This window comes from Microbacterium aquilitoris, from assembly GCF_031932285.1.
Lineage (GTDB): Bacteria > Actinomycetota > Actinomycetes > Actinomycetales > Microbacteriaceae > Microbacterium > Microbacterium aquilitoris.
Genome location: NZ_JAUZVT010000001.1, coordinates 1,143,976 through 1,168,097 on the forward strand (window position 1 = coordinate 1,143,976; position 24,122 = coordinate 1,168,097).

The following is a 24,122-nucleotide window of genomic DNA, read 5'->3' on the forward strand; positions in this document are numbered from 1 at the left end:
CTAGTAGACCGTCGAGGGGGTCTGGTCGACCGGCAGGTCCCGCGGGTCGGGGTCATCGGGTCCGGGCAGCGGGTCGGGACCCTGCTGCGCGGCTTTGAGGATGAGGCGGAACTCGACGACCGCGAGCGACGCGTAGATCGCGGTGAAGGCGACCAGCGATATGAGCACGGTCCAGGCGGGGACGTTGGGGGAGACCCCGTCCGCGGTGTGCATGAGACCGAAGACGATCCAGGGCTGGCGACCCATCTCGGTGAAGATCCAGCCCACGAGGCTGCCGAACAGCGGGAGCGGGGCGGACCAGATGGCGACGCGCCACATCCAGCCGGCGACGGGACGCGTGGCCTTCTTGCGGGTGACCCAGAGACCTGCGACCGAGATGAGGGTGGCGATGCCGCCGAAGCCCATCATCCAGCGGAACGACCAGTAGGTGACCCAGATCTCGGGCATGTAGTCGATGCCGGAGCCGAAGCGCGCCGTGTAATCGGCCTGCAGGTTGTTGAGGCCCTCGACGCAGCCGTCGAGTGTGTGCGTCGAGAGGAACGACAGCAGGTACGGGACGCGCAGCGACCAGACCTCGGCCGTGCCGTCGGGGGTGCCGATGGAGAAGATCGAGAAGGATGCGTCCGCCCCGCACGCGGTCTTCCAGAGCGCCTCGGCGGCCGCCATCTTCATCGGTTGCGTCTGCACCATTACGAGGCCGAGCTGATCGCCGCTGATCGCGGTGCCGACGAAGGAGATGATCATGAACCACATCCCGTAGCGGAGCACCGGGCGCATGGTGTCGAGGTGCTGGCCGCGACGCAGGTGGTAGGCGGCGACGGCGATGACGACGGCCGCGGTGAACATGAACGCCGCGAAGATCGTGTGCGGGAAGGCGGCGAGTGCGACCGGGTTGGTCAGCAGCGCGAAGAAGTTCGTCAGTTCGGCTCGCCCGGTCTCGGGGTTCAGCGTGTAGCCCACCGGGTTCTGCATGAACGCGTTCGCGGTGAGGATGAAGTAGGCCGACAGGATCGAGCCGAATGCGGTCGCCCAGATGGTGAGCAGGTGGATGCGGCGGGGCAGCTTGTCCCACCCGAAGATCCACAGCCCGATGAAGGTCGCCTCGAAGAAGAACGCCATGAGGCCTTCGAAGGCGAGCGGAGCGCCGAACACGTCGCCGACGAAGCGCGAGTAGTCCGACCAGTTCATGCCGAACTGGAACTCCTGCACGATGCCGGTGACCACGCCCATCGCGAAGTTGATCAGGAAGATCTTGCCGAACAGGCGCGTGATGTGCAGCCACTTCACGTCGCCGGTGCGGTGCCAGATCGTCTGGAAGATCGCGACGGTGAGCGCCATGCCGAGCGTGAGCGGCACGAACAGGTAGTGGTAGAGCGTCGTCAGTCCGAACTGCAGGCGAGCCAGGATGAGCGGGTCCAGAAAGTCCACGGGCTTGGTCCTTCCACGGGTATGTTCCGACGGTACGACGCGGTCCCGATCGCGGGATCGGATCGGGCCGTGCAAAACACCCGGATGCCGCCGCGCCGCACCACCCCCATGGTGGGAGCGGTCTCCGCCCCCTACGGTGGGCCACATGACTCGTGGCGAATCCTCCCGTGTTCCCGCGATGATGCGGCGGATGACAGCGCTCACGGCGGTCTGGGTGACCGCGGTGCTGATCCTCACCGCGGGACCGGCCGCGGCCGGGACCGTCCCCACCCCGTCGCCGACCCCCACTCCCACCGCGAGCCCGACTCCAACTCCGACGCCCACGCCGACTCCGGCCCCGAAGCCAACGCCGACTCCGACTCCGACGCCCACCCCGACTCCGACGGTCGCTCCGACCCCGAAGCCGTCGCCGTCGCCCACGCCGACCCCCGCACCTTCGCCGGATGCCGGTGCACGCCTGGCGGCGCCCCCGGCCCCGCGCATGCCCTCGATCACGCGACTGAGCGCGCCGACGGCCGCTGACCAGACGATCACAGCGAGCCGCACGCTCTTCCCCGACGGCAGCACGGAGGTCGTCGTCTCGGCCGCCAAGCGTCATGACGCGCAGACCGCTGCCTACCTGGCCGGCGCCCGCCGCGCGCCCCTCCTCTACGTCGCGCCCGATGCGATCCCCGCCGCGATCACGGCTGAACTGAAGCGGCTGCGGCCTAGCCGCATCCTCGTCGTCGGGTCGACGACCTCCGTCGGGACGAAGGTGGCGGGCCTGCTCGGCGCCATCGCTCCGGTCGAGCGCATCGCCGGCGGTGACACCTACGCCCTGTCGCGAGCGGTCCTCCGGTTCCAGGGGCCGGTGAAGCGGGTGTACATGGCCGACGGTCGCACGATGGGCACCGCTCCGATCGCCGCTGCGGCCGCGAACGCCACCGGCGCGGGCTTCATGGCGGTCGACGGCCGCGGGACGGCCTCGACCGCGACGATGGACGCGCTCCGGGCGGTGGGGGCGAAGGAGGTCGTCCTCACGAACGTGATGTCGATGATGGGCCGGAACTTCGTCGACAAGATCCGGGCCGCAGGCATCAGCGTCAGGCGTCTTCCCGGCGGGACGAACGAGGCGGTCGCCGTCTCGGCCGCCGGAGAGTACCCCGCCACGACCACCCGCGCCGTCGTCGTCTCGGGCGCGGACGCGCCCAATCATGAGACCGGCACGGCGGCGGCGGTCGCCGGTGCGCTCCGCCAGCCCTTCCTCTACGCCCGCACCGAGTGCGTATCGGATGCCGCCGCAGCGATGCTCGACCGGCGCAAGGATTCCGTCCTCGCGATCGGCTCGACGAGCCGGCTCAACGCTACGGTCATCTCCGGCGACGGGTGCACGGCCGTCCGGACCGCTGCCGCCGACACGCTGCGCGCGAAGATCACGGCGGCGACCAAGCGGCATCCGTCATCGTCGTACGCCGTGACCGTGCGGCAGATCGGCGGGCTGGAGGTCGTGTCGGGAGTGACCGGTGCCACCCGCCGCGAGCCGGCCAGCATGATGAAGCTGTTCGTCGCCTGGGCGGCGCTGACCCGGGTGGACAAGAAGCAGGCGTCGCTGTCGACGAAGCTGTCCTCGGGGCTGACCGTGAAGGAGTGCCTGCGAGAGCTCATCTGGATGTCGGACAACTACTGCCACACCGACCTCGTCCACTGGATCGGGATCTCCAACCTGAACAAGCAGATCGCCGCCGGCGGGTACAGCCAGACCTCCTACGGGCGCGTCCTCAAAGGGCAGGACGTCCTCTACGGCGGCAACCGCACGACGTCCAACGACCTCAGTCTGCTGCTGTCGCGGATCGAGAAGAAGCAGCTGCTGAGCGCGTCGAGCAGGGCGCTCATGCTCGACCTCATGCACACGCAGCTGTTCCGCTCCCGCATCCCGAACGGCATACCCGCCTCCGCATGGCAGGCGTCCAAGCCCGGCTCCCTCTGGGTGAAGGGCGGCTTGCTCCAGGCGGACACGGCGATCATCCGGGGCCCGAAGGGGACCTTCGTGCTCACGGTCATCGGTGACGCCGGATCGTCGAAGGCCGGCATCCGCGACATCGCGCGCACCGTCTACTCGCACGTCAACGGCTCCTTCGGCGCGGCCGCGAACCATTCGGACCTGCACGTGCGGACCACGAAGAACGCGACGTGGCGGAAGAGCGCGGGCGGCGCGGTCGGCGGAACGGTGCCCGTCGGCACACCGCTGCAGGTCTCGGACTCGAAGCGGCACTGGTACAAGATGCACTACCGCGGCGGCTACGCGTGGATCTGGTACTCGTCCGTGCGCAGCAACCTCGCCTACTGACTCACGCGTCGGGGCGCCGGCGAAGCAGCTGGATGACGCACTGCTGCGGGTCGCAGGACGAACGCATGCCGTCCACGGCGAGCGGTCCGCCCGCCTCGCGGAGCGCCCCCTGCATCAGCCCGAGGTGGACCCCGCACAGGGTCTCGCGGTGATCCGCCTGGTCGGCGGCGTGGGCGCACGGAGTGAGATCGATCGTGAGGCCGTCCTCGTCGATCTCCGGATCGAACCCGCCGTCGAGGAGCTGCTCGACGAGCGCATCGAGCTGATGCTGCTCCTCGCCCGTGAGGGTCCCCGCGGTTTCGGGCATGACGCGGCGCATGAGGTCGCCGCGCTCGACCGCGGCCTGCACCTTGCGACGGTGCTCGGGGCTCGACACGCTCGCACCGTCGACCGCGCGGTAGAACACGCGGGGGCGGCCGCGGACGGTGCGATTCTCGACCTCGGTGGCCACGAAGCCGCGCTCGATCAAGCGCTGCAGGTGCTCGCGCACGGTGTTCGGGTGCAGCCCGGTGGCTTTCACGAGCTCGCCGACGGTCTGCTGCGGGGTCGTCTGCAGCAGATGGAGGATCGCCACGCGCGAGGACGTGGAGATCGCGTTGTAGGCCGTCGGGCGCCGGGCCGTCATGGCTCCATTATCGCGGGATGCCCGGTGCTCGGAGGCGGCCCCAGGATGGGATTCCGCCCTTAATCTGGAGGGCATGCGGCACCCCACTCCAGACCCCGTCGGCCCGGGACAGGAGAGCGTCTGGGACTATCCCCGACCCCCTCGCGTCGAGCCGGTCCGCGGGACCGTGACGATCACCCTCGGCGGCGAACGCATCGTCGCCACGAAGGGAGCGCTGCGGGTTCTCGAGACGAGTCATCCGCCCGTCTACTACCTGCCCATCGCTGACTTCGTCCCGGGCGCGTTGACGCGGGCGCCGGGAGCGTCGTTCTGCGAGTTCAAGGGCGCTGCGCGCTACCTCGACGTCCACGGGGGCGGGCGGACCGTGCCCGGCGCGGCGTGGAACTATCCGAACCCCGAGCCCGGCTACGAAGAGCTCGCCGATCGCGTGGCGGTGTACGCACAGGAGATGGACGAGTGCACGGTCGCCGGCGAGGTCGTCACTCCGCAGCCGGGGCGGTTCTACGGCGGGTGGATCACCGCTCAGGTGGTGGGACCCTTCAAGGGCATCGCGGGGTCGATGGGGTGGTGACCCCTCCCTGAGTGACCCCGGCGGTCAGAGCCCGAGCGACGGCTGCACGTCGGGGGAGTCGCTCTCGCGCGGCTCCTGCCGGACGAGATCGGCCACGGAGCCCAGGATCTCGTCGGGTCGGAACGGGTACCGCTCGATCTCGGCGCTGTCGCTGATGCCGGTGAGGACGAGCACCGTATGGAGTCCCGCCTCGATTCCCGCGACGACGTCGGTGTCCATGCGGTCGCCGATCATGCCGGTGTTCTCGGAGTGGGCACCGATGCGGTTGAGCGCCGAGCGGAACATCATCGGGTTGGGCTTGCCGACGACGTAGGGCTCTTTGCCGGTCGCCTTGGTGATCAGCGCCGAGATCGCGCCGGTCGCGGGCAGGACCCCCTGGGTCGAGGGCCCGGTCGCGTCGGGGTTGGTGGCGATGAAGCGCGACCCGGCGCCGATGAACCTGATCGCCTTGGTGATCGCCTCGAACGAGTAGTTCCGCGTCTCGCCGACGACGACGTAGTCGGGGCTCGTCTCGGTCATGATGAAACCGGCCTCGTGCAGCGCGGTCGTGAGGCCGGCTTCGCCGATGACGAAGGCGGTGCCGCCAGGCTTCTGCGAGGCGAGGAAGTCCGCGGTGGCGAGGGCTGACGTCCAGATCGACTCCTCCGGGACCACGAGGCCCGAGGCGCGGAGTCGTGCGCTGAGGTCGCGCGGCGTGAAGATCGAGTTGTTGGTGAGGACGAGGAACGGGGTGCCGTCGTCACGCCACTGCTCGAGGAGCTCCGCGGCGCCCGGGATCGGCGTGTTCTCGTGGACGAGGACGCCGTCCATGTCGGTCAGCCAGCACTCGATGTCCGCCCGGGTCCGCATGCCTTCACCCTACGCCCGCGGCGCGTTCGGCCCGGGTGGGGGGATGGCGATCCGGTCCATGGTTCGACTTTGGTTAGGCTGTCCTTACCTAGCTCCAAGGAAAGGTTCCTGCTCACCATGTCCTCACGCTCACGACTGCTCCTCGCCTCCGCGGCCGGGATGATCGCTCTCGCTCTGGCTGGATGCACCGCCGCCACCGCACCCGAATCGGCGAGCGGATCCGCGGCCCCGGGAGCGCGATCCGTCGAGCACGCCCGCGGCACGGCCGACGTGCCCGACCAGCCGGAGCGCGTCGTGACGCTCGAGCCGCTCGAGCTCGACACAGCGGTGGCCGTCGGCATCACGCCCGTGGGTGCGGCCGTCGCGGGGAACGTGACGGAACTGCCCTCGTACCTCGGGGCCTCGGACGTCGCTCCCGTCGGGACCGTCCCCGAGCCCGACCTCGAGGCGATCGCGGCGCTGAAGCCCGACCTGATCCTCGGGACCGAGTCGCGGCATTCCGAACTCTACGAGCAGCTGAGCGCCATCGCCCCGACGGTCTTCATCGCCTCGCAGGCCGACCCGTGGCGCGAGAACGCCACGCTGATCGGCGAGGCGCTGGGCCGTGAGGACGAGGTCGCCGGTCTCCTCACCGGCGTCGATGAAGAATGCGCGCGCCTGAAGAGCGAGTACGCACTCGACGGTCAGACGGTGCAGCTCATCCGCCCGCGCGACGAGACGACGCTCAGCCTCTACGGCCCGGTCTCGTTCGCCGGCAGCCTGCTCGAGTGCGTCGGCTTCACCATCCCCGACCGGGAGTGGGAGGACGGCCTGCAGGCGGACCTGTCGCCCGAGAACATCGCGTCGGCGACGGCGGATCACGTTTTCGTGACGGCCGCGGACGTCGACGACCGTTCCGCGATCCCCGGTGCGGTCGCCAGCGCGTTCCCCGATGCGACGCTGGTCGACACCAGCACGTGGGTGTCCGGCGTCGGCCCGAAGGGGGCCGAGGCCGTCCTCGGTGACATCGAGCGGTACCTGTCCGCGAGCCGGTGACCGTCGCCACGCGTCCGGGTCGAGGCATCCTCAGCGTCGGTGTCGTCGCGGCGATCCTCGCCGCCGCCGTGATCGCGTCGCTCGCGCTCGGCGCCAACCCGCTCGCCCCGCCGGCGGTGATCGACGCGCTCGCCGGCAGGGGGACGAGGGAGACGTCTTTCGTCGTCTGGGACCTGCGGGTGCCGCGCACGGTCGTCGGGCTCATCGCCGGCGCGGCGCTCGGCGCGGCCGGAGCGCTCATGCAGGCGTTCACGCGCAACCCCCTCGCCGATCCCGGGCTCCTCGGGGTCGGTGCGGGGGCGGCGTTCGCCGTCGCGCTCGGCGTGTCCCTGTTCGGATTGTCCGGCCCGGGAGAGGTCGTCTGGCCCGCCTTCGCCGGCGCGCTGCTGGTGACCATGGCGGTCTCCGTGATCGGTGCGAGCGGGCCGGGCGGACCGGTTCGCCTCATCCTCGCGGGTGTCGCTCTCGGCGCCGTTCTGTCGGGCATCACGACCGCCATCACGCTGACGGACCCGGAAGCCTTCGACCGGATGCGCGGATGGAACGCGGGGTCCCTGCTCGGAGCAGGGCTGGACGACCTCGGCGCCATCGCCCTTCTCGTCACTGCGGGTGCCGTCCTCGCGCTCGCGCTCGCCCCCGGACTCAACGCGATGGCGCTCGGCGACGACGTCGCGCGCTCGCAGGGAGTGAACGTCGCCCGCATCCGTGTCGGAGTGATCGTGGCAGTGACGCTCCTCGCCGGGGCCGCCACCGCGATCGCGGGGCCGATCTCGTTCGTCGGCCTCATGATCCCGCACGTCGTGCGGTGGATCGTCGGACCCGATCAGCGTGCAGTTCTGCCGCTGTCGCTGCTGGCCGGCCCTGTCGTCGTGCTCGCCGCCGACATCCTCGGCCGCGTCGTGATCGCCCCCGCCGAGGTCCCGGTCGGGGTCGTCGTCGCCTTCGTCGGAGCCCCGCTCCTCATCGCGCTCGCGCGTCGACGGACGGCGAGGGCCCTGTGATGGTCGCGACCGTCGTGGACCGCGAGCGCCGAGTGGGGCGACCGGCTCGGTCCGTCGCCGCCGGGCGGCGGCGCGTGCTCGCGGTGGGGGTCGCGGCATCCGTCGTGCTGGTCGTGCTGGCCACGCTGGGTCTGATCCTCGGGGACTTCCCCGTCCCGCTCGAGCGGATCCCGACGATCCTGGCGGGCGGCGGCGAAGGGATCGAACACACCGTGGTCGTCGACTGGAGGCTGACGCGCGTGATCGCCGCGGTCGGGGTGGGGGCGCTCCTGGGCGTCGCGGGTGCGCTGTTTCAGACCGTCACGCGCAATCCGCTCGCGAGTCCCGACATCCTGGGACTTTCGAGCGGTGCCTTCAGCGGCATGCTCCTGACGCTCGTGCTCGTGTCCGCGAGCTGGCAGGCTCTCGTCGCCGGATCGCTGGTCGGCGGGCTCGTGACGGCACTCGTCATCCAGATGCTGGCCTCGCGCGACGGACTGCAGGGCTTTCGGATCGTCGTGATCGGCATCGGGGTCTCGGCGATGCTGGCGTCGCTGAACACCTGGCTGTTGCTGCAGGTCGAACTCGAGACCGCGATGTTCGCATCGGCGTGGGGTGCCGGATCGCTCAACGGCGTCTCCGCAGGCCCCGTCACCGGGGCGCTGGTGGCCGCTGTGCCGATCGTCGTGGGGGCGTTCTGCCTCGTCCCACGGATGCGACAGCTCGAGTTGGGGGACGATCTCGCCGCGGCCACGGGGGCGCGTCCGCATGCCGTCCGGGCCCTGGCGTTGCTCGCGGGGGTGGGCCTCGTGTCGGCGGCGACCACCGTCGCAGGCCCCGTGGCCTTCGTCGCCCTGGCGGCTCCGCAGATCGCCCGCCGCCTCGCGCGCACGCCGTCGCTGCCGCTCGGACTGTCGGCCCTCCTCGGGGCGACGGTCCTGCTCGCCTCCGACCTCGTCGCGCAGCACGCGCTGCCCGCGCCCCTCCCCGTCGGCGTCGTCACCGTCTCGGTCGGCGGCCTCTACCTTCTGTCCGTCATCGTCCTGGAGCTCCGTCGTCGTGCCTGATCGCCCACCCGCTTCCCTCACCGTCGAGCAGGCCTCCTTCGCCTATGCCGACACCCGCATCGTCGACCAGCTCTCGCTGCAGATCGAACCGGGCTCGTTCACCGTCGTCATCGGCCCGAACGCGTGCGGCAAGTCGACGCTTCTGCGCGGTCTCGCGCGCCTGCTCGCACCAGAGGAAGGGCAGGTCGTCCTCGACGGCCGGTCGATCGCCGGGATCCCCGCCAAGACGCTCGCGCGGCGGATGGGGCTTCTGCCGCAGACCGCCGTCGCGCCCGAGGGGATCACGGTGCGCGACCTCGTCTCGCGGGGCCGGTATCCGCATCGGGGGATGCTGCGACCCTGGTCGCCGACCGATGAGTCGGCCGTCGTCGAGGCGCTCGCCGCGACCGGGACGACCGAGTTGGCGGACCGGCCGGTCGACGCACTGTCGGGCGGGCAGCGCCAGCGGGTGTGGATCGCGATGGTCCTCGCGCAGCAGACCGAGGTGCTGCTTCTCGACGAACCGACCACGTACCTCGACGTCGCGCATCAGGTCGAACTGCTCGAACTCCTTGCGGCCCTCCACGAGCAGGGCCGGACGATCGTCGCCGTCCTGCACGACCTCAACCAGGCGGCGCGCTACGCGACGACCGTCGTCGCCATGCGCGACGGGCGGGTCATCGCCGAAGGGCCGCCTGCCGAGGTCGTTACGAGCGAGAACGTGTCGGCCGTCTTCGGCCTCGCCAACACCGTCATCCCCGATCCCGTCACGGGAGGGCCGCTCGTCGTCCCGCTCCGTGCGCCCCACGTCACGGAGGTCCGACCATGACAGCAGTCCTCGAGCGCCCTTGGGCGTACAGCGCCTTCGAGGTGGAGGTCGCCGCGACCGTGCGGCTGAGCATGAGGTTCATCCGGATCACGCTGCGCGGCGACGCACTGCGGAGCTTCGCGGAGTGGGGTCTCGATCAGCGCATCAAGCTCGTCCTGCCGCTCCCCGGTGGCGGCCTCGCCGACTTCGGCCTGCTCGACGAGCCGACGCCCCACCCCTCCGATTGGTACACGCGGTGGAAGGAGCTCGACGAGACCGAGCGGAACGTGCTCCGGACGTACACCCCCGCCGCGATCCGAGCAGACGACGGCGAGATCGACGTCGACGTCTACCTGCACACCCCGGCAGGGCCGGCGTCTGCGTGGGCTGCGTCTGCTCGCCCCGGCGACCGCCTCGTCGTGACCGGACCCGACCGCCGCATGGGGTGGACGGGGTACGGCCTGCACTGGCATCCGGGTTCGGCACGTCGGGTGCTGCTCGTCGCGGACGAGACCGCGTACCCCGCGGCGCGCAACATCGTGTCGGCGTTGCCCGACGGTGTCGTCGCCGACGTGATGGTGGATGCCGCGGCCCCCGCGGACGACCTGCTGTCACCGCACGTCGTCTCGCCTCACCGCGCTCACCGCATCGACCGCGAGGATGCCGGGGGCCTCGAGCGTGCCGTCGCGGCATGGGCGGATGCCACGGCGGATCTGCCGCGGGATGAGGTCTACGTCTGGCTGGCCGGCGAGTCCGGCACGGTCACCTCGCTCCGGCGTCTGCTCACCGGCCGGTTCGGTGTGCCGAAGGATCGGGTGTCGTTCCTCGGCTACTGGCGCGAGGGCGGCCCGCTCGTCGGCTGAGTGGGGGAGGGGCGCTCGCCCACGAGGTGCCGGCGAAGGGCGGCGATCCACTCGTCCGTCGCATCGAGGTGCGCGTCGTGACTTCCACGTGTGAGGTCGGCGCGACGTGTCTGCGGGCGGCGTGCGATCAGCTCGTCGCGCTGCGCCGAGCTGAACATGCCGTCCGTCCCGAACACGACGAGGGTCGGCACGGTCAGGCTCTCCCACGCCGTCCACTGAGGTCGATGGACGTCCTCGAGGATGGCCGCCATGACGTCCGCGTCGAATCGCGGTGACAGGCCACCGTCCGCATCCACGAGGTCGGCGATCCAGGCACGGGAGAGGGGTGAGTCGCCGAGGAACGCGAGCGCGGCGGCGGAGTCGGCGAACGGCGTCGGCCACGAGGCGAAGAAGGTGCCGACGGCCGCGGCCTCGCCCGGGCGTCCTCCTTGCGCATGACCTTCGAGCATGACGAGGTCCGAGACGCGATCGGGGTGGGCCGAAGCGGTCAGGAACGCGGTGTGCGCGCCCATCGACTGACCGACGAGCGCCACCGGCTCCGCGGCCGAGAACAGGTCGATCACCGCGACGACGTCATCGACGAACGCGGAGCGCGAGAGATCCGACGGTCGTCGCGTGCTCCGTCCGTGCCCGCGCTGGTCGAGGGCGACGACGCGGAAGGAATTCGTGAGTGCGTCGGCTGTCGCGACCATTTCGGTGGCACTCCCGGCCAGGCCGTGGAGAAGGATGAGAAGCGGACCGTCTCCGCCCGCGTCGAGGACGGACAGGTCGACGTCGCCGCGGGGCACGGTTCGCCGGGTGATCGCCACGGGGCCACGCTAGCCGAGTGCCGTCGTGGGTGTTTCCCTGTGCGGCATCCGCCCATTAGTAGTCTGGGCGCGTGAAGCTGCCGATGCGTGTGATGCTCTCGGCGGCCATCGCCCTCGTGGTCATGACGTCGATCGGGATCGCGCTGCTGGTGCAGGGCGACGAGTCGAACGGACGATCCACGATCGCCGTCGGGGTCATCGTCGCTGCGGTCATCGCCACGTCGCTGATCTATCGCGTCGAGCCGTGGAGCCTGGTGCGGCAATCGGCGGTCCACTTCGCCCTCATGACGATGACCGTCCTGCCCGCGCTGCTCCTGAGCGGATGGTTCCCGCTCGAGGACATCTGGGGTTATCTCGCGGTCGTCGGGGTGTTCCTCGGGACGGGGGTCGTTCTGTGGGGTGTCCTCTACGTCGTATTTGGCAAGCTGATCCGGCCCAGGGCGCGCGCTACGGACGCCTAGACCGCCTCGCGCCGGAAGGAGGTGTGCACGACGCCGCTCGGCGCGGCTTCCGAGGTCACGCGATACCCCTGTTCCAGCCCGCGCAGATCGTCCCAGAGGCGGATGCCGCGCCCCAGCACGATCGGCACGATCGCGACATGAAGGTCGTCGACGAGGCCGTCGCGCAAGAACGCGCGGACGGTCTCGGCGCCACCCCCGATGCGGACGTCACCGCCCCGGGCGGCGTCGACGGCGAGCTCGAGGGCTGCGCGCGGTGTCGCGGAGAGGAAGTGGAAGGTCGTTCCGTTGGCGAACTCGATCGAGGGTCGCGCCGCGTTCGTCAGGACGAAGACGGGAATGTGGAACGGCGGGTCGTCTCCCCACCATCCGCGCCAGTCCGGATCGCTTCCGTGCTCGTGCAGGCCGAACATCCCCGCACCCATGATCTCCGCACCCAGCGCATCGAAGTAGCGAGCGGCGTACGCGTCGTCGAGTCCCGTCGTCCCCTCGCCCGAGGTGTCGTGGAGCACGCGCTCGCGGAACGTCCGCGTGGCGGTGTAGTCACGCGTCAAGCGCCCCCAGTCGTCGCCGAAGGGATTCTCGGGGGTCTGATCGGTCGTCGTCGCGAACCCGTCGAGGGAGATGTTGAGGTCGACGCGAATCCGGGTCATGCTGTGCCTTCCGCCGCTCCCGGCGGACGCCGGTGGGATCAGTGTCGCGCAGCACCGTCGTCCGCGTCGAGCCTCGACCCGGGTGGGTCGGCGTCAGGCCGTGGCGACCGCGTTCGTCGGAACCCAGCCCAGCGACGGAGCAACGTGGCGTGCGAACGACTCGACGAGGCGCAGGTTGAAGGCGACACCCAACTGACTGGGGATGGTCAGCATGAGGGTGTCGGCCTCTCGCACTGCGGCGTCGTGCTGCAGTTGCTCGACGAGTTCGTCGGGCGTGCCGGCGTACGTCTTGCCGAACGTCGAGCGCATTCCGTCGATGATTCCGATCTGGTCGCCGTCCGAGCGTCCGCCGAAGTACATGGCGTCCTCCGCCGTGGTGATCGGGAAGATGCTGCGGCTCACCGAGACCCGCGGCGTACCGGCGTGACCGGCCTCGCGCCACGAGGTGCGGAAGGCGTCGATCTGCTCGGCCTGCAGGATGTCGAACGGTCGTCCGTCCGCCGACGTGAGGAGTGTCGAGGACATCAGGTTGACGCCCATGCGCCCTGCCCACTCGGCCGAGTCGCGGTTGCCCGCTCCCCACCACACCCGCGAGCGCAGCCCGGGGGAGTGCGGCTCGATCCGCTGCAGCCCCTGTCCGCCGCCGAACGGGCTGTGCGGGTCGCTCTCGGCGAGACCCTCCCCGTCGATCGCGCGCAGGAACAGGTCGAAGTGCTCACGAGCGAGGTCGGCGCCGCGGGGGTCTTCCGAACCGGTGTAGCCGAACGTCTCGTAACCGCGGACGACGCTCTCGGGTGAGCCGCGGCTCACGCCGAGCGCCAGTCGCCCGTCGCTGATGAGGTCGACGGCCGCCGCCTCCTCGGCGAGGTACAGCGGGTTCTCGTAGCGCATGTCGATGACGCCGGTCCCGACCTCGATGTGCGAGGTCCGTGCGGCGATCGCGGCGAGCAGCGGCATGGGGGACGCCTGCTGGCGCGCGAAGTGGTGGACGCGGAAATAGGCGCCGTTGACACCCAGCTCGTCCATGCCCTGCGCGAGGTCGATCGCCTGCTTCAGCGAATCGCCGGCGGTGAGTTCGCGACCCCCGCCGAGGGGACCGTAATGGCCGAAGGACAGCGTTCCGAAGCTCTGCATACCGAAAACAACGCGAAGGCCGCGGCATCCATTCCAATGAATATGGATGCCGCGGCCGCGATAGCGTCGGACGAGGGTCAGCTCGCGGGGGCGATGGCGCGCAGTGCGTCGACCCACGATGTGGCGGGACGCCCGATGAGGTCGGTGAGGGCCGAGTCCGTGACGTCGAGGTCGCCGCGCGCGATGCCGGTGTCGAGCGCCACGACGAACCCGACCGTGCCCTCATCGAGGCCGAAGGACGACAGGCGGGCAGCCAGCTCCTCGGCGGTGGCCGGCGCGTAGACGACCTCGCGACCGAGCACCTCGCTCATCGCCGCGGCGATGTCGGAGTAGGTCGCCCGGGGGCCGGCCAGTTCGTAGGTGCGCCCGATGTGGGCATCGTCGAGCATGACCGCGGCGGCGGCTTCGGCGAAGTCGATCCGCGCGGCAGCCGAGATGGCGGCGTCGCCGACCGCGGCGGAGAGAACTCCGGTCTGCGCAGCGGTGGCGAGGTCGCCGGCCGAGTTCTCGATGTACCAGTTGTTGCGGAGGAGGACGGCGGGGATGCCGCTGGCCGCGATGGCCTCTTCGGTCGCCTTGTGGTCGGGGGCGAGGACGAGATCGACGGTGTCGGCGTGCGAGACGCTCGTGTAGACCAACTTCTTCACGCCGGCGCGCGCGGCCGCCTCGATGACGTTGACGTGGCCGGCCAGGCGTGCGCCCGGGTCGGACCCCGAGATCAGCAGCACGCTGTCGACGCCGTCGAGGGCGGCATCGATCAACTCGGGCACGGTGTAGTCCAGCGGGACGACGCGGACGCCCTTGTCGGCGAGGTCGGCGGCCTTCGCCACGGTGCGTGCGCCGGCGACGATGCTGTCGGGCGAGGCGCCGCGGGCGAGGAGGGCGTCGATGACGAGGTGGCCGAGCTGTCCGCTGGCGGCGGTGACGAGGATGGTCATGGCGAGTCCTTTCGGTGATCGGGCGAGATGCGCGACACCGGAGAGAACCCGCGAAGCGACGCTAAACATTCCAGAAGGAAGGTACCCACTTTTTGGTAAGCTGCTGACATGTCCGTCAGTTATGCGCAGTTGCAGCAGGAGTCGCCGGGAATCTTCACGGAGGCCTGCCCCTCGCGGACCGTTCTGGATCACGTCATGAGCAAGTGGGGCGTGCTCGTCCTCCTCTCCCTCACGGACGGCACGCGCCGATGGGGCGAATTGCGGCGCAGCGTCGACGGCATCAGCGAGAAGATGCTCGCGACCACTCTCCGGACTCTCGCCGCCGACGGCATCGTCGAGCGGACGTCGTACCCGGAGGTCCCGCCGCGGGTCGAATACTCCCTGACGCCGCGCGGTGTCGAGCTGATGGAGCGTGTCATGCCCCTCATGAGCTGGATCCAGGTGAACGCAGACGACATCGTCCGTCGCTGAGGTCGGGCCCCGGGCATCCGTCATCGTGTCAGGATCGTGACCATGACTGTTCTCGGTACGAGCGACCTGACCGTGTTCCCCCTGTCCTTCGGCGGCAACGTCTTCGGATGGACGGCGGACCGCGACACCTCCTTCGCCGTCCTCGACGCCTTCGCCGCTGCCGGTGGCGACTTCGTCGACACGGCGGACGTCTACAGCGCCTGGGCGCCGGGCAACTCCGGCGGCGAGAGCGAGACGATCCTCGGCGAATGGATCGCCGCGCGACGACCCTCCGGCGTCGTGATCGCCACGAAGGTCTCGAAGCACCCCGAGTTCCCCGGTCTGTCAGCGGCCAACGTGCGGGCCGGAGCCGAGGCGTCGCTCACGCGGCTCGGCGTCGACACGATCGACGTCTACTACGCCCACGCAGAGGACGACGAGACCCCGCTGGAGGAGACCGTGGCCGCGTTCGGTGCGCTCGCCTCCGACGGCCTCATCCGCTACCCGGCGATCTCGAACTTCTCCGCCGAGAACACCCGTGAGTGGGTGCGCCTGGCCCGCGAACAGGGCGTCGCGGAGCCGATCGTCACCCAGCCCCGGTACAACCTCGTCGACCGTGCGATCGAGCGCGACGTGAAGCCCGTCGCCGAGGAGCTCGGCCTCACGGTCGTCCCGTACTCGGCCCTGGCCAGCGGGTTCCTCACGGGCAAGTACCGCTCCACCGATGCATCGGGTCAGTCCTCGCCGCGTGCCGGATCGGCCGCGGCCTACGCGACCCCCGAGGGACTCGCCGTGCTCTCGGCGCTCGACGACGTCGCAGCGGCGCACGACGTCGCACCGGCATCCGTCGCCCTCGCCTGGCTGCGCGCCAAGGGCACCGTCCCCATCGCGTCGGCGTCGCGGGTCGACCAGGTCGACGCTCTCATCGCCGGCGCGACGATCGACCTCGCCGCCGACGAGGTCGCCGCCCTCGACGCGGCTTCCGCCCCGTTCGTCGACTGAGTTCCGAAGGACGGATGCCGCCCCGCGATTACCCTGGTGGGGTGGCATCCGTCCTGAACATCTCCGCCTACCTCTTCACGCGCATCGCCGACCCCGCGTCGCTGCGTCCTGTGCTGAAGGAGCGCACGGAGGCTCGGGGACTCCGCGGCACGATCCTCCTCGCGGAGGAGGGCATCAACCTCTTCCTGGCAGGGCCCGCCGAGGACGTCCGCGGATTCGTCGACGAGCTCCGTGAGGACGAGCGCTTCGCCGCGCTCATGACGAAGGAGAGCTGGTCGGACGAGCAGCCGTTCCGCAAGATGCTCGTCAAGCACAAGCGCGAGATCATCCGGATGGATCGTCCCGCGATCCGACCCGAAGCCGGTCGAGCCCCCGCCGTGGACCCGACGACGCTCCGACGGTGGCTCGACGCGGGGGTCGACGACGACGGGCGCGAGGTCGTTCTGCTCGATACCCGTAATGCGTTCGAGGTCGACCACGGCACCTTCTCGGGCGCGCTCGACTGGCGGATCGAGAAGTTCACCGAGTTCCCCGAAGCCGCCTCGGCCCACCGCGACGAGCTCGTCGGCAAGACGGTCGTGAGCTTCTGCACCGGCGGCATCCGGTGCGAGAAGGCTGCGCTCGTCCTCCGCGAGGACGGGATCGACGCCCGCCAGCTCGAGGGCGGCATCCTCGGCTACTTCGAGCACGTCGGGGCCGCCGGGTTCGAGGGCGACTGCTTCGTCTTCGACGAGCGCCGCACCGTCGACGCGTCGCTGCAGCCCACGGGCTGACCCGCGTCGGACGTCGGGGCTAGCCTCATCCCATGCACCGGCTCACGAGGGACGAGGCCCGCCGCATCGCGGTGCGCGCGCAGCTGCTCGATGCCGACCGGCCCGGCGACGTCGTCGAGGTCGCCGAGCAGATCGCCGCGATCAAGATCGACCCGACGGCCGTCATCGCCCCCAGCGAGCAGTCGATCTGCTGGTCGCGCATCGGCTGGGCGTACGAGCCGGGTCAGCTGTCCAAAGCCGTGGAGACGGACCGCCTGCTGTTCGAGTACGACGGGCACTTCCGCCCGGCATCCCTCCTCTCCGCGCTCCGGGCGATCATGCCGACACGCAGGCTGGGCGGCGCGACGCGACAGTACCTCGATGCGAACGCCGACTTCCGTGCCGAGATCCTGCGGCGCCTCGACCGCGACGGCCCGCTGCAGGCGTCGGAGATCCCCGACACGAGCGCGGTCCAGGCGAAGAACGAGAGCGGCTGGTACGGGGCGAACCAGGTGCCGCGGATGCTGGAACTCCTGTCGTACCTCGGCGACGTCGCGATCAGTGGGCGGGTCGGACGCCAGCGGGTGTGGGACCTGCCCGAGCGGGTCTATGCGGGGACGGATGCCGCGATGAGCCCCACCGACGCCGAAGAAGTGCTCGCGGGCCGCCGCCTGCAGGCGCTCGGCATCGCACGGCAGAAATCGTCCTGGTCGGGCGTCGGCACGGCCGGTGACGAGGCCGAGGTGGAGGGGAGCTCATGGCGCTGGCGCGTCGACCCCGAAGCGATCGCGGCGCTCGACGACGATCCCGGAGGCCGTGCGGCGATCCTCAACCCGTACGACCGGATGCTCTTCGACCGGCCGCGGCTGACCGAACTGTTCGACTTCACCTTCGTCCTCGAGCAGTTCAAGCCGAAGCACCAGCGGGTCTACGGCTACTTCGCGCATCCCATCCTCGTCGGCGATCGTTTCGTCGGCCTCCTCGACGCGGCGCTCGACAAGAAGAAGGAGACCCTCGTGGTCGCCGCCGTCCACGAGCTCGCCCCGATCGATGAGGACGAGCGCGAGATGGTGCACGCCGAGATCCGAGACCTCGGCGAGTGGCTCGGGGTCCCGGTCCGCGGGCTGGAGTGATCCGGATCAGCGCGCCAGACGGAGCGTGACGAGCTGGAACGGCGACAGGTCGAGCCGGACGGTCCCCGATGACGCGCGGAGCGCGGTCGGTTCGATCCCGCGCTCGAGCAGGTCGGTCTGCGTGACCGTCGAGGTCGCGAAGCCCGCCGTCAGCTGCGCCGACCGTGCCGAGCCGAGCGCTTCGTAAAGACGCACGATGACGTCTCCGGAGCCGTCGTCCGCCAGCTTGACCGCCTCGACGATCACACCGGGGTCGTCGACCGTGAGCAGCGGCGCGACCTCGCCCGCACCCTGCACCGCGAAGGGAGGCAGGTTGAGGCGGAGGCCCTCGCCGATCGCACCCGCAACGGTCGCGGCGGGCAGGACGGAGAGTCGGAACTCGTGCGCGCCCTGGTCTGCCTCGGGGTCGGGGAACAGGGGCGCGCGCACGAGTGTCACGCGCGCGACCGTCCGGGCTCCGCCGTCGGGGCCGGGTGCGCGCTGCACGTCGTGGCCGTACGAGGAGTCGTTCGCCACCGCGACGCCGTAGTCGCCCTCGACGACGCGGATCCACCGGTGCGCCACGGTCTCGAACTTCGCGGCATCCCACGTCGTGTTCGCGTGGACGGGGCGCGAGAGGTGACCGAACTGGATCTCGGACTCCGTGCGTTCGCCGCGCACCCGCAGCGGGAAGGCGATCTTGAGCATCTTCTGCCGCTCCCGCCACTCGAGGCGCAGGGCGACCTCGAGGGCGCCCGAGAACGGGTCGACGCGGTAGCGCTGCTCGAGTTCCGACGCGCCGAAGCGCCGCCGCACGACGAGGTCCGCACCGTCGACGACCACCTCATCCGCATCCGTGAGGGTCGTCCCGAGGGCGCCGTCCTCGGCGTCGATGTTCCAGGCGTCCCATTCGCGAGGGGTGTCGCGGAACAGCTGCAGCACGCCGCCCGGGAAGGCCGGGTCGATGAGCTCGCGGCCCGTCGTGAGGTCGACCGCGCCCACGACGAGCCCCCGCGCGTCGATCGCCCAGTGGAACCGCTCGTGCCGGAACGCCCACCCGTCACCGTCAGGCTCCGGGACCACGGGCAGGACGGATGCCTCGTCCGCGACCGCGAGCGCCGGCGCGCCCGCCAGCGACATCGGCGCCGCGTTCGCGGTCAGCTGCCGATCGCCCTCGCCGGTCAGCGAGCGCAGGGCGGTGTCGATGATCTCCTGCAGCTCCGCCGCGACGCGTGCGTAGGTCGCCTCGGCCTCCTGGTGCACCCAGGCGATCGACGTGCCGGGCAGGATGTCGTGGAACTGGTGCAGGAGGACCGTCTGCCACAGCGAGCGCAGGCGCTCGGCGGGGTAGGCGGCTCCGGTGCGGACGGTGTCGAGTGTCGCCCACAGCTCTGCCGCGCGGAGCAGGTGCTCGCTGCGGCGGTTGCCCCGCTTGGTGCGCGCCTGGGCGCTGTAGGTGCCCCGGTGGTATTCGAGGTACAGCTCGCCCGACCACACCGGCGGGTCGCTGTACTCGGCCTCGGCCTCGGAGAAGAACTGCGACGGTGATCCGAGGTGCACGCGCGGCGACCCCTCGAGGTCGGCCGTACGGCGCGCGGCGGCGATCATCTCGCGGGTGGGCCCGCCACCGCCGTCGCCCCACCCGAACGGGACGAGGGAGTGCGAGGCATCCGCCTTCTCGGCGAACTGGCGTTCGGCGAGGGCGAGTTCCGCGGCCGACAGCTCGGAGTTGTACGTGTCGACCGGAGGGAAATGTGTGAACACGCGGGTCCCGTCGATGCCTTCCCAGAGGAAGGTGTGGTGCGGCATCCGGTTGGTCTCGTTCCACGAGATCTTCTGCGTGAGGAACCACCGCGACCCGGCGGCCCGGATGATCTGGGGGAGTGCCGCGGAGTAGCCGAACGAGTCCGGCAGCCACACCTCGAGCGGCTCGACGCCGAACTCCTCGAGGAAGAACCGCTTGCCTTCGACGAACTGGCGGGCGAGGGCTTCGGAGCCCGGCATGTTCGTGTCGGATTCGACCCACATGCCCCCGACCGGGGCGAAGCGTCCGGCGGCGACGGCATCCTTCATCCGTCCGAACAGCTCGGGGTAGTGCTCCTTCATCCAGGCGTACTGCTGGGCGGACGACGCGGCGAAGACGAAGTCGTCCTCGGTGCGGATGAGGTCGAGGACGTTCGAGAAGGTGCGGGCGACCTTGCGCACCGTCTCGCGGATGGGCCAGAGCCAGGCCGAGTCGATGTGCGCGTGACCGACCGCGGTCAGCTGATGCGACGAGGCGGATGCCGGGGCCGCGAGCACCGCGCGCAGCTCGCCCCGCCCCGCCTCGGCGGTGCCCGTGACGTCGTCGGGGTCGACGGCGTCGACGGCGCGGCCGAGGGCGGCGAGGACACGGGCGTGACGCGTGCGGTTCGGCTCGAGCTGGTCGACGAGACCGCGGAGCGTCCAGATGTCCTGCTGCAGCTCCCACACGGTCTCATCGAGAAGGCCGAGCTCCAGCCGACGCAGCCGGTAGATGGGCTCGTCTCCCGCGGTCCGCCGGTCGCCGAGCGGGGTGGCCGCGAACGTGAAGGTCCCGGCGACGCTGGGGTTGCCGGCGGCCTCGATCCAGAGGTCAATCTCGTCGCCCTCGACGGGGACCGAGGCGTTCCGCGGCTCGATGGCCTTGACGATCGAGCCGTCCGGGCGGAAGACGAGCGCCTCGGCCTGGAAGCCGGGGCCGGACGCGTCGAAGCCGAGGTCGACGACGAGTTCGGGACGCGTCCCGCTCGTCCCCCGCCAGGATGCCGGGACGCTCCCGGTGACGTGGAACCACACCGTGCCCCACGGACGTCCCCACGCCACGCCCACCGACACCGGATCGTAGGTCTGCCGGATCGCCTCGGCGAACGGGACGGGCTCGCCCGGCACCTCCCACGCGGTGATCGTGAGCGGAGCGGTCTCGCGGTAGAGGGCGGGCGGCAGGCGGTCGCCGGCGAGTCGGTCGATGCGCTGCAGGGCCAGGCGGTCGTTGCGGTGCATGGGGTTCCTTCGGGAGAGAGGCGGCGGGAGGAGAGGCTGTGCTGGTCAGCCCTTGACGGCACCCGAGAGCGCGAACGACCCCCCGAGACCGCGGGTGACGATCAGGTAGAGGCCGAGGACGGGGACCGAGTACAGAAGCGAGTAGGCGGCCAGACGGCCGTAGGCGACGGCGCCGTACTGCCCGAAGAAGGCGTAGATCGACACGGCGGCGGGTTGCCAGTCGGGGGTCAGGAGCAGCACGAAGGGGACGAAGAAGTTGCCCCACGCCTGCAGGAAGACGAACACGAAGACGACGCTGAGAGCGGGCCGCATGAGGGGGACGACGACCGTGAACAGGGCCCGCATCGCGCTGGCGCCGTCGACCCAGGCGGCCTCCTCCAAGCTGACCGGGACGGAGTCCATGAAGTTCTTCGTCATCCACAGCGCCATCGGTAGTGCGCTGGCCGCGAGGAAGAGCGTCACCGCCCACGGTTGGTTGATCAGGCGCAGCTGCACGAACAGGCTGTAGACCGGCACCATGATCGCCGTGATCGGCAGGCAGCTCGCGAAGAGCACCGAGTAGAGGAACGGCCCGTTGAAGCGGGACCGGTAGCGCGACAGCGGATAGGCGGCGAGGACGGCCGTCACGACGGTCACGACGGCTGCTCCCGTCGACAGCAGCAGGCTGTTGACGAGAGGGCGCAGCGTGAGTTCCGGCGTCAGGACGTCGGTGAAGTTGTCGAGCGTCGGTTGTGCCGGCCAGGCGACCCGGTAGGTCGCCGCGGAGTCGATCGAAGCCAGGATGACCCACGCGAGAGGCGCGGCGAACAGCAGGCCGATGACGATGAGGACGAGGTTCGCCCAGAACCGGGTGGCACGACGGCGCGGCGAGGCCACGCTCGGCGCCCGCCGCGGTCGGCGCGTCGCGGTCGCGGCGCTCACCCGACGCCGCCCCGTCGACGGAGCGAGACGACGTACGCGAGCGAGAACACCGCGCCGAGGGCCAGCATGACGATCGCGATCGCATTGCCGTAGCCGATGTCGCCGAACGAGAACGCCTGGGAGTAGGCGAACACCGGCAGCGTAGACGACAGGTCGCCGGGGCCGCCCTTGGTCATCACCCAGATGAGGGTGAACACCGACAGGGTCTGCAGGGTCGTCAGGAGCAGGTTCGTGAAGATCGTGCCCGAGATCATGGGGAGGGTGATGAACCGGAGTCGCTTCCAGGTGCCGGCGCCGTCGATCATGGCCGACTCGGTCACCTCGGGCGGCACGTCGTCGAGGGCCGCGCGGTAGATCATCATCGAGAACGCCGTGCCGCGCCAGGTGTTGGCCAGGATGATGGCGAGCAGCGGCAGCGAGTACAGCCAGTTCGGGCCCTGGATGCCGACGAGCGACAGCACTCCGTTGAGCGTGCCGTCGGCCGAGAGGAACGCGTAGCTGACGAACGCCGCGACGATCTCGGGCAGGACCCAGGCGGTCACGACGATCACACCGACGGTGCCGGCGACGACCCGGCTCCCGGCGCGGAAGAGGACGGCGAGCAGCATCCCGAGGACGTTCTGTCCGATGATCGCCGACCCCACGACGAACACGACGGTCAGCAGGACCGACAGGGGCAGGACCGGATCGGCGAACAGCCGCGTGAAGTTGTCGAGGCCGACGAACTCCGGTTTCGCCGCGCTCACCCCGGTGAGGGCGCGATCGGTCAGAGAGCCCGCCACGGCCCACACGATCGGACCGGCCAGGAAGACCAGGAGCAGGCAGACGGCGGGCAGCAGGGGAACGGCTCGTGCCGGTGTCGCACGCGACCCGACCCGCGTGCGCGCGCGCCGGCGGGCGGGCACGGCCGGGTCGGGGGGCGGTGCGAGGGTCGTCGTCATACGCTCACCCGGTGACGACTCCGTCGTCGCCGGCGATCTTGCGGACGGCGTCGTCGTAGGCGGCGGCTGCCTCGGCGGGGGACTGCTGCCCGGTGATGACGGCTTCCGTCGCCTCCTGGGCCGCGACGGAGATCTGCGGGTAGTCGCTGTTGGCGGGGCGGAAGTGGGTGACCGAGACGGCATCCGTCACCGCCTTCACGAACGGATTCGCCTCGAGGTACTCCGGGTCCGCGGCCACGTCCTTGCGGACGGCGATCTGGGAGTTGTTGACCGCGTACCAGAGGGCGTTCTTCTTGTTGACGACCGTCGTCATGAACTCGAACGCGAGGTCGGGGACGTCGGTCTGGGCCGAGGCCGCGAGCGTCCACCCGCCCGACATGCTCACGCCTCCCGGCTCCTGACCGTCCTGTGTCGGGAACAGCGCGACGCCCATCTTGTCGGCGTATTCGGGCCACGCGAAGTCGCCGCCCTCCGCCCAGAACGAGGGCGTGTACGACCCTTCGACCGTCGCGCCGAGGGTCGCCTTAGGGAACATGTCTCCGAAGACCGACTGCCACACGTTGGGGTCGAGCGCCTTGTCGGGGCTGACGGCGTAGCCCTCGTCGTAGAGGGTCTGCAGGAAGGTCAGCGAGTCGACGAAGCCCTGCGAGCCGACGACCCACTTGCCGGACTCGTCATCGTAGAGGCCGGTCCCGTCGCCAGTGCCGTAGAGCAGCTCGTAGAAGCTCTGCATGACGGTGCCTTCGCCCGTGCCGGTTCCGGCGTACATGTTGAAGGGCACCGCGTCGGGCTGGCTCTTCTTGATCTGCGCCGCGGCGGCGAGGATGTCGTCCCAGCTCTCGGGCTGCCACGGCAACGCGATGCCGGCCTTCGAGAGGACGTCCTTGTTGTACCAGATCACGCGGGTGTCGGTGCCCAGGGGCAGCGCGTAGACCTTGCCGTCGGCGCCCTCGCCGGCAGTGCGGGCGTTCTCGTCGAACTGCTCCCAGTCCTTCCACGCGCCGACCTTGTCGTCGAGGTCCAGCAGGTAGCCCGCTTCGATGTCGCTGCGGACCGAGAAGGAGTCCTCGTAGAACACATCCGGTGCCGTGTCGGGGGAGGCGAGCGAGAGCTGCAGACGTGTCTTGTAGTCTTCGTCGCTCGCGGTGATCGGCTCGAGGTCGACGGTGATCCCGTCGTGGGATGCCTCGAACTCCTTCTTCGCCGTCTTCATGAGGGTGTCCATCGCGGTGAACGCGTTCGTCTTCACGTACACGACCGTCACGGTGTCGCCCTCGGATCCGCCGGGATCCGCGGAACACCCCCCGAGAACGAGGACGGCAGCGGCTGCTGCGGCGATGGACGTGATGGCGGTGCGAATTCTCACGGGGCCCCCTTGCTGACCATGACGCCCGTACCCG

General features: G+C 70.3%; 23 protein-coding genes. 12 read left to right on the forward strand and 11 right to left on the reverse strand.

Going from position 1 to position 24,122, the window contains the following annotated elements; all coding sequences use genetic code 11:
- Positions 1-1,428, reverse strand: a complete 1,428-nt coding sequence (locus Q9S78_RS05535; protein WP_311859196.1) for a cytochrome ubiquinol oxidase subunit I — start codon at positions 1,426-1,428, stop codon at positions 1-3.
- A gap of 190 nt (positions 1,429-1,618) precedes the next feature.
- Between Q9S78_RS05535 and Q9S78_RS05540 the strand changes: the two genes are divergently transcribed.
- Positions 1,619-3,754 carry a serine hydrolase gene (locus Q9S78_RS05540; protein ID WP_311859199.1) on the forward strand — a complete coding sequence of 712 codons (2,136 nt, stop codon included), beginning with the start codon at positions 1,619-1,621 and terminating at the stop codon, positions 3,752-3,754.
- 1 nt (position 3,755) lies between these two features.
- Here Q9S78_RS05540 and Q9S78_RS05545 read toward each other — a convergent pair whose 3' ends face one another.
- Positions 3,756-4,379, reverse strand: coding sequence for a helix-turn-helix transcriptional regulator (locus Q9S78_RS05545; protein WP_020098151.1), 624 nt, complete (start codon positions 4,377-4,379; stop codon positions 3,756-3,758).
- A 73-nt stretch (positions 4,380-4,452) separates the two neighbouring features.
- Between Q9S78_RS05545 and Q9S78_RS05550 the strand changes: the two genes are divergently transcribed.
- Positions 4,453-4,950 (forward strand): DUF427 domain-containing protein, encoded by a 498-nt coding sequence (locus Q9S78_RS05550; protein WP_020098152.1) that lies wholly within the window; start codon positions 4,453-4,455, stop codon positions 4,948-4,950.
- 24 nt (positions 4,951-4,974) lie between these two features.
- Here the strand turns inward: Q9S78_RS05550 and Q9S78_RS05555 are convergent, their stop codons facing one another.
- On the reverse strand, positions 4,975-5,799 hold the full coding sequence (locus Q9S78_RS05555; protein ID WP_116228272.1) for an HAD-IIA family hydrolase: 825 nt from the start codon (positions 5,797-5,799) through the stop codon (positions 4,975-4,977).
- Positions 5,800-5,916: 117 nt separating this feature from the next.
- On the opposite strand from Q9S78_RS05555, the gene Q9S78_RS05560 reads away from it, so the two are divergent.
- The 5 genes from Q9S78_RS05560 to Q9S78_RS05580 are packed head-to-tail and all read left to right on the forward strand — an operon-like array spanning position 5,917 to position 10,531.
- On the forward strand, positions 5,917-6,834 hold the full coding sequence (locus Q9S78_RS05560; protein ID WP_311859205.1) for an ABC transporter substrate-binding protein: 918 nt from the start codon (positions 5,917-5,919) through the stop codon (positions 6,832-6,834).
- Positions 6,831-7,835: a FecCD family ABC transporter permease gene (locus tag Q9S78_RS05565; protein ID WP_311869365.1), complete on the forward strand. Its 1,005-nt coding sequence runs from the start codon at positions 6,831-6,833 to the stop codon at positions 7,833-7,835. The genes Q9S78_RS05560 and Q9S78_RS05565 overlap by 4 nt, the downstream gene beginning before the upstream one ends.
- Positions 7,835-8,881 (forward strand): FecCD family ABC transporter permease, encoded by a 1,047-nt coding sequence (locus tag Q9S78_RS05570; RefSeq protein WP_311859211.1) that lies wholly within the window; start codon positions 7,835-7,837, stop codon positions 8,879-8,881. The genes Q9S78_RS05565 and Q9S78_RS05570 overlap by 1 nt, the downstream gene beginning before the upstream one ends.
- The gene (locus Q9S78_RS05575; protein ID WP_018187003.1) at positions 8,874-9,689 is read left to right on the forward strand and encodes an ABC transporter ATP-binding protein; all 816 of its coding nucleotides are present in this window, start codon (positions 8,874-8,876) and stop codon (positions 9,687-9,689) included. Before Q9S78_RS05570 ends, Q9S78_RS05575 begins: the two co-directional genes overlap by 8 nt.
- A complete protein-coding gene (locus Q9S78_RS05580) occupies positions 9,686-10,531 on the forward strand; it encodes a siderophore-interacting protein (protein ID WP_311869367.1) in 846 nt (281 codons plus the stop codon). Before Q9S78_RS05575 ends, Q9S78_RS05580 begins: the two co-directional genes overlap by 4 nt.
- Here Q9S78_RS05580 and Q9S78_RS05585 read toward each other — a convergent pair.
- Positions 10,498-11,340: an alpha/beta fold hydrolase gene (locus Q9S78_RS05585; protein ID WP_311869369.1), complete on the reverse strand. Its 843-nt coding sequence runs from the start codon at positions 11,338-11,340 to the stop codon at positions 10,498-10,500. The genes Q9S78_RS05580 and Q9S78_RS05585 overlap by 34 nt on opposite strands.
- A 71-nt stretch (positions 11,341-11,411) precedes the next feature.
- On the opposite strand from Q9S78_RS05585, the gene Q9S78_RS05590 reads away from it, so the two are divergent.
- On the forward strand, positions 11,412-11,801 hold the full coding sequence (locus Q9S78_RS05590) for a DUF3021 domain-containing protein (RefSeq protein WP_311859220.1): 390 nt from the start codon (positions 11,412-11,414) through the stop codon (positions 11,799-11,801).
- Here Q9S78_RS05590 and Q9S78_RS05595 read toward each other — a convergent pair.
- From Q9S78_RS05595 to Q9S78_RS05605, 3 genes are all read right to left on the reverse strand, one after another.
- On the reverse strand, positions 11,798-12,451 hold the full coding sequence (locus tag Q9S78_RS05595; protein ID WP_311869370.1) for a dihydrofolate reductase family protein: 654 nt from the start codon (positions 12,449-12,451) through the stop codon (positions 11,798-11,800). The two genes, Q9S78_RS05590 and Q9S78_RS05595, sit on opposite strands and share 4 nt — an antisense overlap.
- Positions 12,452-12,544: 93 nt before the next feature.
- Entirely contained in the window at positions 12,545-13,585 is a 1,041-nt protein-coding gene (locus tag Q9S78_RS05600; protein WP_020098159.1) for an LLM class flavin-dependent oxidoreductase, read from the reverse strand.
- Positions 13,586-13,662: 77 nt separating this feature from the next.
- Positions 13,663-14,523, reverse strand: a complete 861-nt coding sequence (locus Q9S78_RS05605) for an SDR family oxidoreductase (protein WP_311869372.1) — start codon at positions 14,521-14,523, stop codon at positions 13,663-13,665.
- Between the two features lie 108 nt (positions 14,524-14,631).
- Between Q9S78_RS05605 and Q9S78_RS05610 the strand changes: the two genes are divergently transcribed.
- Genes Q9S78_RS05610 through Q9S78_RS05625 form a run of 4 tightly spaced genes read left to right on the forward strand, consistent with a single transcriptional unit; the run spans position 14,632 to position 17,860 of the window.
- Entirely contained in the window at positions 14,632-14,994 is a 363-nt protein-coding gene (locus Q9S78_RS05610; RefSeq protein WP_311859230.1) for a winged helix-turn-helix transcriptional regulator, read from the forward strand.
- 42 nt (positions 14,995-15,036) lie between these two features.
- On the forward strand, positions 15,037-15,975 hold the full coding sequence (locus tag Q9S78_RS05615; protein ID WP_311859233.1) for an aldo/keto reductase: 939 nt from the start codon (positions 15,037-15,039) through the stop codon (positions 15,973-15,975).
- A gap of 41 nt (positions 15,976-16,016) precedes the next feature.
- Positions 16,017-16,748 carry a sulfurtransferase gene (locus tag Q9S78_RS05620; protein WP_311869374.1) on the forward strand — a complete coding sequence of 244 codons (732 nt, stop codon included), beginning with the start codon at positions 16,017-16,019 and terminating at the stop codon, positions 16,746-16,748.
- A 32-nt stretch (positions 16,749-16,780) separates the two neighbouring features.
- On the forward strand, positions 16,781-17,860 hold the full coding sequence (locus Q9S78_RS05625) for a DNA glycosylase AlkZ-like family protein (protein ID WP_311859237.1): 1,080 nt from the start codon (positions 16,781-16,783) through the stop codon (positions 17,858-17,860).
- Positions 17,861-17,866: 6 nt separating this feature from the next.
- On the opposite strand, the gene Q9S78_RS05630 is transcribed toward Q9S78_RS05625, so the two are convergent.
- Genes Q9S78_RS05630 through Q9S78_RS05645 form a run of 4 tightly spaced genes read right to left on the reverse strand, consistent with a single transcriptional unit; the run spans position 17,867 to position 24,088 of the window.
- Positions 17,867-20,860 (reverse strand): alpha-mannosidase, encoded by a 2,994-nt coding sequence (locus Q9S78_RS05630; RefSeq protein WP_311859240.1) that lies wholly within the window; start codon positions 20,858-20,860, stop codon positions 17,867-17,869.
- Between the two features lie 45 nt (positions 20,861-20,905).
- The gene (locus tag Q9S78_RS05635) at positions 20,906-21,781 is read right to left on the reverse strand and encodes a carbohydrate ABC transporter permease (protein WP_018187013.1); all 876 of its coding nucleotides are present in this window, start codon (positions 21,779-21,781) and stop codon (positions 20,906-20,908) included.
- Complete coding sequence (locus tag Q9S78_RS05640) at positions 21,778-22,722, reverse strand: carbohydrate ABC transporter permease (protein ID WP_311859245.1); 945 nt, start codon at positions 22,720-22,722, stop codon at positions 21,778-21,780. Before Q9S78_RS05640 ends, Q9S78_RS05635 begins: the two co-directional genes overlap by 4 nt.
- Positions 22,723-22,726: 4 nt before the next feature.
- The gene (locus Q9S78_RS05645; protein WP_311859248.1) at positions 22,727-24,088 is read right to left on the reverse strand and encodes an extracellular solute-binding protein; all 1,362 of its coding nucleotides are present in this window, start codon (positions 24,086-24,088) and stop codon (positions 22,727-22,729) included.
- Positions 24,089-24,122: the final 34 nt, after the last annotated feature.

Excerpts from the sequence above, each read along its gene's own strand:
- Q9S78_RS05540 (WP_311859199.1), top strand. The coding sequence starts at position 1,619 with ATGACAGCGCTCACGGCGGTCTGGGTGACCGCGGTGCTGATCCTCACC.
- Q9S78_RS05545 (WP_020098151.1), bottom strand. The coding sequence starts at position 4,379 with ATGACGGCCCGGCGCCCGACGGCCTACAACGCGATCTCCACGTCCTCG.
- Q9S78_RS05550 (WP_020098152.1), top strand. The coding sequence starts at position 4,453 with ATGCGGCACCCCACTCCAGACCCCGTCGGCCCGGGACAGGAGAGCGTC.
- Q9S78_RS05555 (WP_116228272.1), bottom strand. The coding sequence starts at position 5,799 with ATGCGGACCCGGGCGGACATCGAGTGCTGGCTGACCGACATGGACGGC.
- Q9S78_RS05560 (WP_311859205.1), top strand. The coding sequence starts at position 5,917 with ATGTCCTCACGCTCACGACTGCTCCTCGCCTCCGCGGCCGGGATGATC.
- Q9S78_RS05570 (WP_311859211.1), top strand. The coding sequence starts at position 7,835 with ATGGTCGCGACCGTCGTGGACCGCGAGCGCCGAGTGGGGCGACCGGCT.
- Q9S78_RS05580 (WP_311869367.1), top strand. The coding sequence starts at position 9,686 with ATGACAGCAGTCCTCGAGCGCCCTTGGGCGTACAGCGCCTTCGAGGTG.
- Q9S78_RS05595 (WP_311869370.1), bottom strand. The coding sequence starts at position 12,451 with ATGACCCGGATTCGCGTCGACCTCAACATCTCCCTCGACGGGTTCGCG.
- Q9S78_RS05600 (WP_020098159.1), bottom strand. The coding sequence starts at position 13,585 with ATGCAGAGCTTCGGAACGCTGTCCTTCGGCCATTACGGTCCCCTCGGC.
- Q9S78_RS05605 (WP_311869372.1), bottom strand. The coding sequence starts at position 14,523 with ATGACCATCCTCGTCACCGCCGCCAGCGGACAGCTCGGCCACCTCGTC.
- Q9S78_RS05610 (WP_311859230.1), top strand. The coding sequence starts at position 14,632 with ATGTCCGTCAGTTATGCGCAGTTGCAGCAGGAGTCGCCGGGAATCTTC.
- Q9S78_RS05615 (WP_311859233.1), top strand. The coding sequence starts at position 15,037 with ATGACTGTTCTCGGTACGAGCGACCTGACCGTGTTCCCCCTGTCCTTC.
- Q9S78_RS05625 (WP_311859237.1), top strand. The coding sequence starts at position 16,781 with ATGCACCGGCTCACGAGGGACGAGGCCCGCCGCATCGCGGTGCGCGCG.
- Q9S78_RS05630 (WP_311859240.1), bottom strand. The coding sequence starts at position 20,860 with ATGCACCGCAACGACCGCCTGGCCCTGCAGCGCATCGACCGACTCGCC.
- Q9S78_RS05640 (WP_311859245.1), bottom strand. The coding sequence starts at position 22,722 with ATGACGACGACCCTCGCACCGCCCCCCGACCCGGCCGTGCCCGCCCGC.